The following is a 14,090-nucleotide window of genomic DNA, read 5'->3' as shown; positions in this document are numbered from 1 at the left end:
AGGGCGCTCGAACCTCTGCCTACTCCCCTACTCCCCTACTCCCCTACTCCCCTACTCCCCTACTGCCCTACTGCCCTACTCCCCTACTGCCCTACTGCCCTACTCCCCTACTCGCATTTTAGGGGGTTACATCCGGCAAAACTCTTCCCTATAAGGCCCTCCTAGCCTGATACCAGAATCGCGAGCACAACCGGCCGGGTCATCCCGTCCGGCTTTTTGTGCAAGCCGCCCGCCGAACGGACCCTCGACATGCCAAGACGCACCGACATCAAGTCGATCCTGATCATCGGGGCCGGCCCCATCGTCATCGGCCAGGCCTGCGAGTTCGACTATTCCGGCACCCAGGCCTGCAAGGCGCTGAAGGAAGAGGGCTTTCGCGTCATCCTGGTCAATTCCAACCCGGCCACCATCATGACCGACCCGGAACTGGCCGATGCCACCTATATCGAGCCGATCACGCCCGAAGTGGTGGCCAAGATCATCGCCAAGGAGCGGCCCGACGCGCTGCTGCCGACCATGGGCGGCCAGACCGCGCTCAACACCGCTTTGTCGCTGCGCCGCATGGGCGTGCTCGACCGCTATCAGGTCGAGATGATCGGCGCCGACGCCACGGCCATCGACAAGGCCGAGGATCGCGCGCTGTTTCGCGAGGCGATGAACAAGATCGGCCTGGAAACGCCGAAGTCGATGTTGGCCAACGCCACCGACGTCAAGAATGCCGACCGCAAGACACACGAGGCCGAGCGCGCCGCGCTGAAGGCGGAAAAGCCCGAAAATCTCGACGCCGCGCTCGACGCGCTGGAGACGCGCTGGAACCTCGGCGAGGGCGACCGCAAGCAGCGCTACATCAGCCACGGCATGGCGATCGCAGCACAAGCGCTCGACCATGTCGGCCTGCCCGCCATCATTCGCCCGTCCTTCACCATGGGCGGCACCGGCGGCGGCATCGCCTACAACCGCGCCGAATTCTTCGAGATCGTCCAGTCCGGCCTCGACGCCTCGCCGACCACCGAAGTGCTGATCGAGGAGAGCGTGCTCGGCTGGAAGGAGTATGAGATGGAGGTTGTCCGCGACAAGGCCGACAACTGCATCATCATCTGCTCGATCGAGAACATCGACCCGATGGGCGTGCATACGGGAGACTCGATCACCGTCGCCCCTGCCCTGACGCTGACCGACAAAGAATACCAGATGATGCGCAACGCCTCGATCGCGGTGCTGCGCGAGATCGGCGTCGAGACCGGCGGCTCCAACGTGCAGTTCGCCGTGAATCCTGCCGATGGAAGACTCGTGGTGATCGAAATGAACCCGCGCGTCTCGCGCTCCTCGGCGCTCGCCTCCAAGGCGACCGGTTTTCCGATCGCCAAGATCGCCGCCAAGCTCGCCGTCGGCTACACGCTGGACGAGCTGGAGAACGACATCACCGGCGGCGCGACGCCGGCCTCGTTCGAGCCGAGTATCGACTATGTCGTGACCAAGATCCCGCGCTTTGCCTTCGAGAAATTCCCCGGCGCCGAGCCGGTGCTGACCACCTCGATGAAATCGGTCGGCGAGGTCATGGCCATCGGCCGCACCTTCCAGGAATCGCTGCAGAAGGCGCTACGCGGGCTGGAGACCGGCCTGACCGGCCTCGACGAGATCGAGATCCCCGGCATCGGCCACGGGAACGCGCCCGCCAGCCATGTCGACGACCGCAACGCTATCCGCGCCGCGCTCGGCACGCCGACGCCGGACCGGCTGCGCATGGTGGCGCAGGCGATCCGCATGGGCACCTCGCTGGAAGACGTGCATGCAATGTGCAAGATCGACCCGTGGTTCCTCGAGCAGATCGCCGGCATCCTCGACATGGAAGCCCGCATCCGCGAGCACGGCATTCCCGAGGATGCCACCAATCTGCGCATGCTGAAGGCGATGGGTTTCTCGGACGCCCGCCTCGCGTCGCTGGTCAGGAAAGACGTCGAAGAGATCCAGAAGATACGCGACAAGCTCGACGTTCATCCCGTCTACAAGCGCATCGACACTTGCGCCGCCGAGTTTGCCTCGCCCACCGCCTACATGTACTCGACCTACGAAGTGCCCTTTGCCGGCGCGCTCGCCAACGAGGCGCAGGTCTCGTCGCGCAAAAAGGTCGTCATTCTCGGCGGCGGCCCCAACCGCATCGGCCAGGGCATCGAGTTCGACTATTGCTGCTGCCATGCCGCCTTTGCGCTGCGCGACGCCGGCTTCGAGGCGATCATGGTCAACTGCAATCCCGAGACCGTGTCGACCGACTACGACACTTCCGACCGGCTCTATTTCGAGCCGCTTACGCCGGAGGACGTCTTGGAGATCCTGCGCGCCGAACAGGCCTCGGGCGAACTCGTCGGCGTCATCGTCCAGTTCGGCGGCCAGACGCCGCTCAAGCTCGCCGATGCGCTGGAGAAGGCTGGCATCCCGATCCTCGGCACCTCGCCCGACATGATCGATCTGGCCGAGGACCGCGACCGCTTCCAGAAGCTCTTGCACAAGCTCGGCCTCAGCCAGCCGAAGAATGGCATCGCCTATTCGGTCGAGCAGGCCCGCCTCGTCGCTGGCGAGCTTGGCTTCCCGCTGGTGGTGCGCCCGTCCTATGTGCTCGGCGGCCGCGCCATGCAGATCATCCACGACGAGAGCATGCTGCAATCCTATCTGCTCGACACCGTGCCCGGCCTGGTTCCGGAGGACATCAAGCAGAAATACCCCAACGACAAGACCGGCCAGATCAACACGCTGCTCGGCAAGAACCCGCTGCTGTTCGACACCTATCTGTCGGGCGCCATCGAGGTCGATGTCGATTGCCTCTGCGACGGCAGGTCGACCTACGTCTCCGGCATATTGGAGCACATCGAGGAGGCCGGCATCCATTCGGGCGACTCGGCCTGCTCGCTGCCGGTGCACTCGCTGCCTTCGGAGCTCGTCGACGAACTCGAGCGCCAGACGGCGGCCCTTGCCCGCGCGCTCAATGTCGGCGGGCTGATGAACGTGCAGTACGCGATCAAGGACGGCACGGTCTATGTGCTGGAGGTCAATCCGCGTGCGTCGCGCACCGTGCCCTTCGTCGCCAAGACCATCGGCCGGCCGATCGCAAAGATCGCCGCCCGCATCATGGCCGGCGAGAGCCTGGAAGACGCCTTCGCCCATTACGGCGCCATGCCCGACCCACGCAATCCCGGCCACATCGCGGTCAAGGAAGCGGTGTTCCCCTTCGCCCGTTTTCCGGGCGTCGACATCTTGCTTGGCCCGGAAATGCGCTCGACCGGCGAGGTCATGGGCCTCGACCGCGACTTCGCGCTGGCCTTCGCCAAGAGCCAGCTAGGCGCCGGCGTCGACCTGCCGCGCTCCGGCACGCTGTTCGTCTCGGTGCGCGACGAGGACAAGAAAGGCATCCTGCCGGCGGTCAAGCGGCTCGCCGGCCAGGGCTTCAAGGTGCTCGCCACCTCTGGCACCGCCCGCTTCCTCGCCGAAAACGGCGTCGCCGCCGAGAAAATCAACAAGGTACTGGAAGGCCGCCCGCACATCGAGGACGCCATCCGCAACCGCCAGGTGCAGATCGTCTTCAACACCACGGACGGCCAGAAGGCGGTCTCGGACTCGAAGTCGCTCCGCCGCGCCACGCTGATGCAGAAGGTGCCGTATTACACGACGCTATCGGGCGCGGCTGCGGTGGCTGAGGCGATTGCGGCGCTGCGGGCGGGAAGCCTGGAAGTGCGGCCGCTGCAGGAGTATTTTGCGTAGGCGATTAGCGCCTTCCCTTCTCCCCCTGTGGGAGAAGGTGGATCGGCGCTTTGGCCCCTTCTCCCCCTGTGGGAGAAGGTGGATCGGCGCTTTGGCGCCGAGACGGATGAGGGGTGCTCCAGCTTGGCAGATGTCTACTGGACGTCGCTCTCTTAGCCGGGCCAGTTTGCCTGGGGCCGGCAAATCGGCTATCTAATCTGAATATCTGGAAAAGTTTTCAGATTGGTGGAGGCCGCTGGTCTTAGGTATGGACCCTATTACCAGCGGCCCCGATGCCTCGGCTAGGCCGAGAACGATTCTCCGTTTGGACGGGAGAATCAGTCAGATGTTGCCATAGCTCGCACGACATTTGCAATTTTATTTGCCTCTGCTGTCGTCAAATCAAAAGGCAATCCTTGGATTTGAACGATCAAATCTTGGCGAATTGGTATCGGAAGCACCGATACGCTGGTCGGCGGAGCCATCACCGCCGGGGCGGCCGACCGAGCAGCAGGCCGTTCTGCTGACCCTTGGCCCACCTTTTGGCGCTCACTCACCTTTCGCGTTCCAGCCGCCCCTCCGACTTTAAACGTCATTGGGTTATCTTGGTAGTTTAAAAAATCTTCAACCGACGACTTAATGCGGCTCTTGTAAGTATTGAGGCTCCCTGGTGTATAATCGCCGCCAGCGATATTCGAAAATCTATGCATCAAGTGGTCAAGATCGACGTTAGCTAAATCAGCAGCCTCGGTATCATCAAGCAATGCAAGGACTTTTCCCGCCGCTGCCTTCCTGGCATTAGCGGTAGTCTTATTGAGCAGGCCCTTTCTCGCTAGGTAATCCAAAAACTCTAGCAGGGCTTCGCGCGATCTAGGTCTCACATCCATTGCAATCTCCTGTCCCCCATCACAATGATCGGCCTTCTCATCAAAGTCAACACGTACAATGTCAAATTTGATGATTTTTTTAAAAACTAGCCGTTTGATTGGACCTTGGGAGTGATCATTTTGACGGCCGGATTTTGATAGCAGTCACCGCCACGGCTGCAGGCTCGTGTCCCTGCCATAGGCGATGATCGTGTCGCAGACGGAAATCCAGTTCGCGCAGCGCGTCATCGTTCTAGAAGCGCCACGCGCGAAAACCACATCGCCTCAGAGCGATGTCCCGCTCGTCATCAAAAAATCCGAACCCTCATACTGGCCGCCGTCAATCTGGACGACCAACATAGCCTCGGCACATACGAAACCGGCAGTAAACCCCCAACGGGGACTTGACGGCGGAACTTGATGCCTGCGGCGCAAAATCCTTGGCCTAATCGCGGTTGATGGCCTTGTGGCCCGCTCTGCGAACGCCAGCGCCTCGCTCGCCTCAGCCGAGAAACCCAATAAACCGCCCCGCAAACAGCACAGACGTCCACAGCACCAGCGAAAGCACAGCCGTGACGGCCCCACCGGCCGGCTCGTCACCGCCTTTTGCGCAGCGCACGAAGACAAGGAAGTTGGCGCCGGCGAGAAGAATGAGTGTCATCTTGGTGAGGAAGATCGGCATCGCCGCATATTCGCTCGCCCTGACTGAAAACAGCAGCGAGCCCGTAACAAGCGCACCGCCGAACGCGCCCAATGCGGTGCGGCGCAGCAGCGCCACGAACGCCGCCTGCGGCAGCGACCGGAAGGCGCCCAGAATCCTGAGGTCGATCAGCCAGACGCTGGTCAGCAACGCGCCGATCGACATGATGTGCAGCGCATTGATTATGGGGTAGGCGACGAAGGAGGCCTTCAGGCCCCGCACCAAAGCGAGTTGCTCGATGCCGGCGAAAAACCCGTCCATTCAGGCCGGCGGCAAGCGGTCGGGATAGACATCATAGGTCTTGCCGCCGACGATGATGCGGACTGCCTTCATGCGCTTTTCGCTCTCGTCGCGCGAGCGATGGCCGATCGCCGTCACCTCGTCGCCGACCTTGGCAACACCTTCCGTGAAGCCGGCGGCAATGGTGCGGGACGGTGGCGCCATCTCCACCCGCCAGGCCTCGCCCTCGGCATCGACGTCCAGCGTGGCGTGCGGATTGCCGATATAGATGGCCGTGATCCTGCCTTTGAGTTCGAAGAACCCGTCCTGCGTCCACGACCAGCCATGATGCGCATAGGCCGCGGTTGCCGCGGCAAGCATCACCGCCGCCGCCAGCGTGACGCTCCGGCTGAAAGGTGACTGCATCGCTCGTCTCCTCGGTTCCGGCATTAGAGGGTAGGTCAGCGCGCGGCAGCGTCAAATCACATGAGGGCCTTTTGGGGCGCTGCGCTCCACAGCCATGGTAACGGCATGGATCCTAGGGTCTGCGCTCCGCTTCGCGTTCGCTCCGCCCTAGGATGACGAAGCGAGGGGAGGTTTCCAGCCAATCTCCAACGTCCGCGATTGGCCTTATGCACTGTACCTTCGTCATCCTAGGGCGGACCAGGAGCGAAGCGACGTCGCGGAGACCCTAGGATCCATGCCGCTACTTTTGAGTGTCGCAGCCTCTGCTGAGCATCGCCGCACTTACCGAGGCGCTTGCCCCGACCTCTCACCCCGCCCAATCCACCTCGACCATTCCCAGCCGCTGATAGAGCCTGACGGCGGCGGCGTTCTCGACCGTGTTGGTCTTGAGGTCGACATGCACCGCGCCCCTTGCCTGAAACACCGCAAAGGCGTGCCGCATCAGCGCCTCGGCGATGCCCTTGCCGCGCGCCTCGGGATGGACGGCAAGGTCCTTGACGAAAGCCCGCGTCCAGCAGAGTGCCGCGCCCGCCAGCCGGCCCTTGCGGTCGATGACCAGAAAACACAAAGCGGGATCGAATTCGGCGTCGCCCGAAATGCGCGGCCACCATTCGTCGAACGGCCCGTCGGCGCCGTCGTCGAACACCGCGGTCAACAGCGCATGCAGAGCAAGCGCATCGGCGGCTTCGAAGCCGCGCATGAAAAAACCTTCTGGCCAGCGCGGCGCCAGAAGCGTGTCGTCGAGGACCTTGCGCAGTCTTATTTCGTTTGGCGCCGGCGGACGCGGCTCAGGCATCGGGCTGCATGCGGCGGCGCAGGCGGTCGCTGCCGAGGCCGGTTTCGCCCAGCATCCCCCTGCGTTTGGCGTCGTAATAATAGCCGCTCTGGTAGAGCCGGTCGGCGCGCTTGGGGTTGCCGCCTGAGACCAGCCAGGCGCCGCGCAGATATTTCACCGCATATTTCAGATTGGTCTCGGCGTCGAACAGGCCGCTCGCCGGCCCGTTATAGCCCATGCCGCGCGCCGTCGCGTGCTTGATCTGCATCAGCCCCCAATGGCCGCGATTGTAGGCTTTCGGGTTGAAGGTGCTCTCGCGGTTGACGACGCTGCGCACCAGATCGACCGGCACCTGGTAAAGCGCGGAATATTTCTCGATCAGCCGCTCGATCTCGCTGCGGCCGCCGGCGTTCGACTGGCCCTCTGCCAGGTCGGTCGCGGCCAGAGCGGCCGGGTTCTGCGGCACGGTGTACGAAACCGGCTGAACGCCGGGCATGGCGGCGGTCTGTTCGGTGACCGGCATGGCGACAGCGGCCGTTGCGATGGCTGGCTGGGCATCGGCCGTCATGACGGCTGGCGCAGAAGCCGCCAGCGGCGGCGGCCCGGCAAAGGCGGCGGCCGGCTCGACCGGCAGCGCTGCCGTCTGGGTGAGGCCGGACGGTTCCGGCAGGACCGAAACCGTGTCGGGCAGCGCCAGCGTGAAGCCGGCATCGGTGTTGGCAGAGTTTTCCGTGAAGGCGGGCGCCGAGGTCACCGGCGAAGTCGAGGTGCAACCGCTGAGAGCGGCCACGGCCAACACCGCCGCAAGGACGGGAAAGAGGAATTTTGCTGGCAAGCGGCGCTCGGGTCCGGTTCGTCGGGTGTTAAGAAGTCCTTACACCAGCATCTTTCCCCCGGCAATCCGCGGGAGACGGTGGTTTTCGGGTGGCGAGCCGGGCCGGGAAATGCGATATTGTTCTGGATTTGTACTTCGAAGGATTCCGGAAGGAGCACGCCATGAATGCATCTCATGCCACCGCCGGCCACGCGGTCTTCGAAACCGTGCTCGGCTTCATGGGCATAGCCTGGAGCGATGCAGGGCTGACCCGGCTCTGCCTGCCGCAGCGCAATCGCGACGCGGTGGAGCGCCGGCTGCTGCGCCATGCCGCCGCCGACCAGGCAGCCAAGCCCGAGCCGCAATGGGTTACGGAGCTGATCGCCTCGATCAAGGCCTATGCCGCCGGCGAGGATATCGATTTCTCCGGCGTGCCGGTCGATCTCAGCGGCGTCGACGAGTTCCGCCTGGCGATTTATGACGCGGCGCGAAAGCTCGCCTTCGGCGAAACCACCACCTATGGCGAACTGGCCAAACGCGCTGGCCATGCCGGGCTCGCGCGTGAGACGGGCGCGGCGCTCGGCGCCAACCCGGTGCCGCTGGTCATCCCTTGCCATCGCATCCTTGCCGCCGGTGGCAAGATCGGCGGATTTTCCGCGCCCGGCGGCTCGGCCACCAAGGAAAAGATGTTGGCCATGGAAGGCGTGCGGGTTGGCCCGCCGCCGCCCGCGCAGGTGTCGTTCGGGTTTTAGGTATGTCGATATTCAGGTGAGGCCGACACCCTGCACGCCAACCGCCCCTAATCCGGAAGCAGGCGCCGGCGGAAGCGCCGATCGATCTCCACCCGCTTGCATTTGTAGACGGTGCAGGAATTCGTGTCGGCACTCGGCACCGAGGCCCGCGCCCTGACCTCGCCGATGTCGCAAAATTGCTGGCTCCGCACATAGCGGTCGTAGAGCGCCAGCCCCGGCACGCGCGCCGATCTGTAGCGCAGGATAACCGCACCCTCGCGCGCGATCGTCGCCTGCACCTTGCCGCAGCTCATGCGGGTCGGGTCGTAGCGCGAGACCGCCTGCGCCTCGGCGGCCACCAGCGTCAGGCAAGCGGCAAGCAGAACGATTTTCATGGCCCTCTCCCCCAAAACCCGGTCGCGCCCGAAGCCGGCGCGGTCCTCCCGCGTCAGGCGCGCAACGACGACGCTCTCACGCGATTGGGGCGGCCGTTGGGCAGCGTTGCCGCCGCGCCATTTTCCGCCCCGTCTTGTTTTTCGCGCGAAAGCATATTATATGCGGCCCATTGATATTTCGGCCGATCGATCCGGGCCTCGCGATATTCGCGTTTGCTGACGTTCTATCTCCAAAATCTCGATACAAACCGGCTGGGTTTCGGTCCAGTCAAACTAAAGCAAACGTAAAGGACTATCGAAATGGCAACAGGTACGGTCAAGTGGTTTAATTCCACCAAGGGTTTCGGCTTCATCCAGCCTGACAGCGGCGGCGCGGACGTTTTCGTTCACATCTCCGCAGTCGAGCGCGCTGGACTGTCGACCCTGGTCGAAGGCCAGAAGATCAACTTCGAGATCGAGCAGGACCGCCGCACTGGCAAGTCGTCCGCTGGATCTCTGAGCAAGGCAGCCTGATTTTGCGAATGGTGCGCGCCGGGCGATAGCCCGGGGCGCGCGGCAAGTCACGGATGTACTGGCGGTCGCGCGAGAAGCGCGCCGGAGCGAAAGACCCCGACAAGTCGAAGCAGCAGATTGCTGCCGGCCCGGCCAAAACGCTCCCGATCAGGCTACCAAGCATGGGAAGGCGGGATTTTGTCCCGCCTTTTTGCTGTCTGGATTCCGATGAACCACCGCCTTGGTCCTGTGGGACCACTTTGTGGTGTTTTTACCCCGGTCATGGTACCATCAACCCATGAGCAAGCTTGAACAGATTGAGAAATCCGTCGCCGAACTAAGCCCCGAAGAGCTCAAGGCGTTCGCCGCATGGTTCGAGGCGCTGCAGGCCGACATGTGGGACCAGCAGTTTGAAGGCGATGCCAAGGCCGGCAGGCTGGACAGGCTTGCCGAGCAGGCCTTGGCTGATCATCGCGCCGGCCGGACTCGGCCTCTGTGAAGCATTTTGCCACTCCCTCGTTTTGGGAGGCTTACGCAAAACTGCCCTCGTTGATCAAAGCAAAGGCGAACAGACGTTTCGCCAAACTGAATTCTGGGCCGTTCCACCCGTCGTTGCTTTTCAAACAGGTCGGGCGCTGTTGGTCGGCGCGGGTTGATGTCAATTACCGCGCCGTAGCTGTTCGCGACCACGATGACGTGGTCTGGTTCTGGATAGGCACCCATTCCGAATATGATCGCCTGCTGAAATAGCCGCGCGACCATTCACGCCACGGGCCGAAGCCACAGGCGCGACGTCCGGAGCGAGCCGCGAAGCGGCGACAAGCGTGAGCACAGAACTAAGGCAACCACTCCAGCGGCACATGTCCCGGGTCGGCCTCGACCCGTTGCAGCCAGGCGGCGACCGCCGGATAGGCGTCGAGCTGAAAGCCGCCCGTCTCGGCCGTATGCGTATAGGCATAGAGCGCAATGTCGGCGACGCTGAGCGCACTGCCGGCGAAGAAGCTGCTCCCGGCCAGGTGCTTATCCATGACGCCGAGCGCCTTGTTGCCGCGCTCCAGCGTCAGCGCCAGCCGCTCGGGCGTCGCGTCCTTGGCTCTTTCAGGGAAGGTCAGCAGCGCTCTGCGCACGGCGATATAGGGCTCGTGGCTGTATTGCTCGAAGAACAGCCACTGATAGGCCAGCGCGCGTTCGTATCTGTCCGCCGGCAGGAACCGCGTGCCTTCGGCGAGGTAGAGCAGGATGGCATTGGATTCGGCCAGCCGGCGGCCGTCGTCGAGTTCGAGCAGCGGCACCATGGCGTTCGGGTTTTTCGCGACATAGTCGGGTTTGCGCGTGTCGCCGGTGTGCGAGCTGACCTCGACATTGGTGAAAGCGATGCCGAGCTTGGCCATCAACAGGCGCGGCTTGTAGCAATTGCCGCTGTCGATCATTCCATAGAGTATCATCGGTGCTCCCCCTTGCTCGCAACCACCCGTCTCCGGGCTTGATCCAGCCTCTATCGCGGCAGCGGCGGCTTCATCCAGTGATTTGTTTTGGCGTAACCATCAGCGCCGCTGATGCATTTCAGGATATATCGAGATTCAAGTCAGGCCGAGCCGGAGTCGAAGACGGGCGCGAAGCGACCAGACTGGTGGGTTCCGAGAACCGGAGCGGAGCGTACTTTGGGTACGTGAGCACCGGAAGCGCAGGAAACCGCCGTTCGCAGGCCGGCATCACTTGAATCTCGACATATCCTAGCCGAACAAGGGAATGACGTTGCTATCCCTGCCAAGCAGCCCGTCGATCGACAGCGGCTCCTCGTCGAACAGCGTGCCGGCCAGCGCCGGTCGGGCGAGGTAAAAACCCTGCAGCAGGTCGACGCCGCCATCCAGCGCGACGCGCAGATGCGTGGCGTTCTCGATGCCTTCGACCAGCACCTTGGCGCCACGGTCGTGCAGCGTCGAAACCAACGGCCGGAAAAACCGCTCGGCGGCGGCATGGCGGCAGAATTCGGCGAACCAGGTGCCGTCGATCTTGACGATGTCGGGCTGCACCAGCGCGACCCTTTCTTCCGTCGAATGCCCGGTGCCGAAATCGTCGATGGCGATACGGACGCCGTCGCGCCGCATCTCGCGCGCCAGGCTGACAAGCACCTTGTCGCCGGCAGCCTGCTCGGTGATCTCGCAGACCAGCATGCCGGGATGCAGGCCGAAATCCGCCAGATGCCTGGTCATCAGCCTGATTTCGGCCAGCGCCCGTGCGGGGTCATCGTTGATCAGCGGATTGTAGTTGAAGAACAGGTCGAGCCCGTCGACGCCGATGTTGCGGAAGTTGCGCAAATGCAGCACCCGACATATGGTTTCGACAAATAGCCGATCCGCTGCCGGCACGCCTTCGAAGAACATTTGCGGCGCCACCGGCCTGCCGGCACGATGCGGCTCGATCAGTCCCTCGACCGCGACGGCGGCGAGAAATCTGCCGCGCGACGCGAAGACCGGCTGGTAGGCGCTCCTCAGCCGGAATGCGCCGTAGACGCCATATTCGATGCCGACCTCGTCGGCAAAGATCGCCTCTCCGACCTTGCGCCGCATGTCGGCTTGCCCGGTCACGATGCCACCCTGCGGCCAAAGGGCCGCATCGGCCGTCGCGATGGCGGAACCGCCGCAGGCACCTTCTCCGCATCGGCCGACACCGCGGCCGCCTGCCCGCTCGTGTCGAAGACGCGGAAGCTGGTCGGCGCGAGCTCAGGGCGCGCCAGCACGTAGCCCTGCACCATCGAGGCGCCCGACTTTTCGGCAAGCTCGAGCTGCCAGCCCGTCTCGATGCCCTCGAATACCGTACGGATGCCTTGCTCTTCGAAGCTGGTCACCATGGCGGTCAGCAAGGCGAAGCCGGCACCGGATTCCATCAGCGTCATGATCCAGTCGGCATCGAACTTGACGATGTCGGGTCTGAGTTCCTTGATACGATTGATGTCGGATTCGTCGGCGCCGTAATCGTCGACTGCAATGCGCAAACCGTTGCCCCTGAGCGCCTCGACGAAATTGTAGAGCGTTTCCTGCGACGCCGATTTCTGCTCGGTGACCTCGCAGACGACGCGGCGCGGATCGATGTCGGCCTCGTGCAGCACCAGCCGCATGTCGCGCAGCGCCTTGTCGGCGATGCCGCGGTCGGTGAACACCGACGGATCGAAATTGATGAAGATCGAGGCGTCTCGCGGCAGGCAGGCGCCGGCGTTCAGAAGGTGCAGCGTCCGTGTCAGCGCCTCGATATGCAGGCGGTCGACCGCCGGACAGCTGTTGAAGAAACTCATCGGCTGCTGCGGCTCGCCGTCGCGGAACGGCCGGATCAGCCCTTCGAAGGCGACGACGGAAAGCTTGCCCTTGTTGAAGGCGAAGATCGGCTGGAAAGCGCTTTGCAGCGTATAGAGCCCCCAGACACCGCTGGCGGTGCCGTCATCATGGCGGATGATATGGGCAAGCTCGATGCTGCGCGTCACGGTTCCTCGCTGTACGAGACTGGCAGACCGGCCACGGTCCTGCCGTTCAAGCTTTTACCGATCGTTGATGAATTTATTGTTGCCAGCATTGCGCGTTGGCTCATTCGACAATGCCTGCGCTGGGCTTGCGCCGGGGCTTGCGCTTGACCAGATGATGCGACATGAGAGGCGCCGCGGCGCCTTCGCCGCGCCGGTGCTTTCTGGAGATATCTCTCATGGCCTTTCTTGCCGACGCCCTTTCCCGCGTAAAGCCTTCCGCGACCATCGCGGTGACGCAGAAAGCGCGCGAGCTGAAAAACGCCGGCCGGGACGTGATCGGGCTGGGCGCCGGCGAACCGGACTTCGACACCCCCGACAACATCAAGAACGCCGCAATCGAGGCGATCCGCCGCGGCGAGACGAAGTACCCGCCGGTCTCCGGCATCGTGCCGCTGCGCGAAGCAATCGCGAAAAAGTTCAAGCGTGAGAACAATCTCGACTACCGGACGGAGCAGACCATCGTCGGCACCGGCGGCAAGCAGATCCTGTTCAACGCCTTCATGGCGACACTGAACCCCGGCGACGAGGTGATCATCCCGCGGCCCTATTGGGTGAGCTATCCCGAAATGGTAGCGATCTGCGGCGGCACCTCGGCCTTTGTCGAGACCTCGATCGACAACGGCTTCAAGCTGACGGCGGCCGTGCTGGAGAAGGCGATCACGCCGCGCACCAAATGGCTGTTGATGAACTCGCCGTCCAACCCCTCGGGCGCCGCCTATACCGAAGCGGAGCTCAAGAGCCTGGCCGACGTGCTGTTGAAGCACCCGCATGTCTGGGTGCTGACCGACGACATGTACGAGCATCTGACCTATGGCGACTTCGTCTTCAAGACGATCGCCGAGGTCGAGCCTAAGCTTTATGAGCGCACGCTGACCATGAACGGCGTGTCGAAGGCCTATGCCATGACCGGCTGGCGCATCGGCTATGCGGCAGGCCCGGTGCCGCTGATCAAGGCGATGGACATGATCCAGGGCCAGCAGACCTCCGGCGCCTGCACCATCGCCCAATGGGCGGCGGTCGAAGCGCTGAACGGCCCGCAGGATTTCATCCCGAAGAACAAGGCGATCTTCCAGGGCCGGCGCGATCTCGTCGTCTCGATGCTCAACCAGGCGCGCGGCATCACCTGCCCGTCGCCGGAGGGTGCTTTCTACGTCTATCCCTCCTGTGCCCAGCTGATCGGCAAGAAGACCAAGAGCGGCAAGGTGATCGACAGCGACGAAACCTTCTGCTCGGAACTGCTCGAGGCCGAGGGCGTGGCGGTTGTTTTCGGCTCGGCCTTTGGCCTCGGCCCGAACTTCCGCATCTCCTACGCCACATCGGAGACACTGCTCGAAGAGGCCTGCACGCGCATCCAGCGCTTTACTGCCTCGCTGGCCTGAGACGT

The 14,090-nt window shown here is 63.3% G+C and carries 15 protein-coding genes; 6 read left to right on the top strand and 9 right to left on the bottom strand.

The features are described 5' to 3' along the window. Positions 1-249: 249 nt before the first annotated feature. The gene (gene carB, locus NKH63_RS19120) at positions 250-3,753 is read left to right on the top strand and encodes a carbamoyl-phosphate synthase large subunit (RefSeq protein WP_352856894.1); all 3,504 of its coding nucleotides are present in this window, start codon (positions 250-252) and stop codon (positions 3,751-3,753) included. Positions 3,754-4,070: 317 nt separating this feature from the next. Here the strand turns inward: carB and NKH63_RS19115 are convergent, their stop codons facing one another. The 5 genes from NKH63_RS19115 to NKH63_RS19095 form a co-directional block, all read right to left on the bottom strand. Beyond that, complete coding sequence (locus NKH63_RS19115) at positions 4,071-4,619, bottom strand: site-specific integrase (RefSeq protein ID WP_352859261.1); 549 nt, start codon at positions 4,617-4,619, stop codon at positions 4,071-4,073. Positions 4,620-5,100: 481 nt separating this feature from the next. Next, positions 5,101-5,559 (bottom strand): hypothetical protein, encoded by a 459-nt coding sequence (locus tag NKH63_RS19110; RefSeq protein WP_352918400.1) that lies wholly within the window; start codon positions 5,557-5,559, stop codon positions 5,101-5,103. Next, positions 5,560-5,943, bottom strand: a complete 384-nt coding sequence (locus NKH63_RS19105; RefSeq protein WP_352918398.1) for a DUF6152 family protein — start codon at positions 5,941-5,943, stop codon at positions 5,560-5,562. A 346-nt stretch (positions 5,944-6,289) separates the two neighbouring features. Then, the gene (locus NKH63_RS19100) at positions 6,290-6,778 is read right to left on the bottom strand and encodes a GNAT family N-acetyltransferase (protein ID WP_023719367.1); all 489 of its coding nucleotides are present in this window, start codon (positions 6,776-6,778) and stop codon (positions 6,290-6,292) included. After that, a complete protein-coding gene (locus NKH63_RS19095; RefSeq protein WP_352918395.1) occupies positions 6,771-7,547 on the bottom strand; it encodes a transglycosylase SLT domain-containing protein in 777 nt (258 codons plus the stop codon). Before NKH63_RS19095 ends, NKH63_RS19100 begins: the two co-directional genes overlap by 8 nt. 206 nt (positions 7,548-7,753) lie before the next feature. Here NKH63_RS19095 and NKH63_RS19090 point away from each other — a divergent pair, with 206 nt between their 5' ends. Further along, positions 7,754-8,323 carry a methylated-DNA--[protein]-cysteine S-methyltransferase gene (locus NKH63_RS19090; RefSeq protein WP_023719369.1) on the top strand — a complete coding sequence of 190 codons (570 nt, stop codon included), beginning with the start codon at positions 7,754-7,756 and terminating at the stop codon, positions 8,321-8,323. A gap of 47 nt (positions 8,324-8,370) precedes the next feature. Here the strand turns inward: NKH63_RS19090 and NKH63_RS19085 are convergent, their stop codons facing one another. Beyond that, complete coding sequence (locus NKH63_RS19085) at positions 8,371-8,697, bottom strand: hypothetical protein (protein WP_023719370.1); 327 nt, start codon at positions 8,695-8,697, stop codon at positions 8,371-8,373. A gap of 300 nt (positions 8,698-8,997) precedes the next feature. Between NKH63_RS19085 and NKH63_RS19080 the strand changes: the two genes are divergently transcribed. The 3 genes from NKH63_RS19080 to NKH63_RS19070 all read left to right on the top strand — a co-directional run bounded on the left by NKH63_RS19080 (position 8,998) and on the right by NKH63_RS19070 (position 9,939). After that, complete coding sequence (locus NKH63_RS19080) at positions 8,998-9,210, top strand: cold-shock protein (RefSeq protein ID WP_023678332.1); 213 nt, start codon at positions 8,998-9,000, stop codon at positions 9,208-9,210. 277 nt (positions 9,211-9,487) lie between these two features. Continuing rightward, positions 9,488-9,688, top strand: coding sequence for a hypothetical protein (locus tag NKH63_RS19075; RefSeq protein WP_352495012.1), 201 nt, complete (start codon positions 9,488-9,490; stop codon positions 9,686-9,688). Beyond that, positions 9,685-9,939: a type II toxin-antitoxin system RelE family toxin gene (locus tag NKH63_RS19070; protein ID WP_023719372.1), complete on the top strand. Its 255-nt coding sequence runs from the start codon at positions 9,685-9,687 to the stop codon at positions 9,937-9,939. The genes NKH63_RS19075 and NKH63_RS19070 overlap by 4 nt, the downstream gene beginning before the upstream one ends. 86 nt (positions 9,940-10,025) lie before the next feature. On the opposite strand, the gene NKH63_RS19065 is transcribed toward NKH63_RS19070, so the two are convergent. The 3 genes from NKH63_RS19065 to NKH63_RS19055 all read right to left on the bottom strand — a co-directional run bounded on the left by NKH63_RS19065 (position 10,026) and on the right by NKH63_RS19055 (position 12,667). Beyond that, positions 10,026-10,634 (bottom strand): glutathione S-transferase family protein, encoded by a 609-nt coding sequence (locus tag NKH63_RS19065; RefSeq protein WP_352918393.1) that lies wholly within the window; start codon positions 10,632-10,634, stop codon positions 10,026-10,028. Positions 10,635-10,922: 288 nt separating this feature from the next. After that, positions 10,923-11,777 carry an EAL domain-containing protein gene (locus NKH63_RS19060; protein ID WP_023719374.1) on the bottom strand — a complete coding sequence of 285 codons (855 nt, stop codon included), beginning with the start codon at positions 11,775-11,777 and terminating at the stop codon, positions 10,923-10,925. Then, positions 11,774-12,667, bottom strand: a complete 894-nt coding sequence (locus tag NKH63_RS19055; protein ID WP_023719375.1) for an EAL domain-containing protein — start codon at positions 12,665-12,667, stop codon at positions 11,774-11,776. The genes NKH63_RS19060 and NKH63_RS19055 overlap by 4 nt, the downstream gene beginning before the upstream one ends. A 215-nt stretch (positions 12,668-12,882) precedes the next feature. Between NKH63_RS19055 and NKH63_RS19050 the strand changes: the two genes are divergently transcribed. Then, on the top strand, positions 12,883-14,085 hold the full coding sequence (locus NKH63_RS19050) for a pyridoxal phosphate-dependent aminotransferase (RefSeq protein WP_023719377.1): 1,203 nt from the start codon (positions 12,883-12,885) through the stop codon (positions 14,083-14,085). The last annotated feature ends 5 nt before the right edge of the window (positions 14,086-14,090 follow it).

The organism is Mesorhizobium sp. M0960 (assembly GCF_040319055.1).
Classification (GTDB): Bacteria; Pseudomonadota; Alphaproteobacteria; order Rhizobiales; family Rhizobiaceae; genus Mesorhizobium.
Note: the sequence above shows the minus strand (reverse complement) of the source record. Positions and strands in the feature narration are given on the sequence as shown.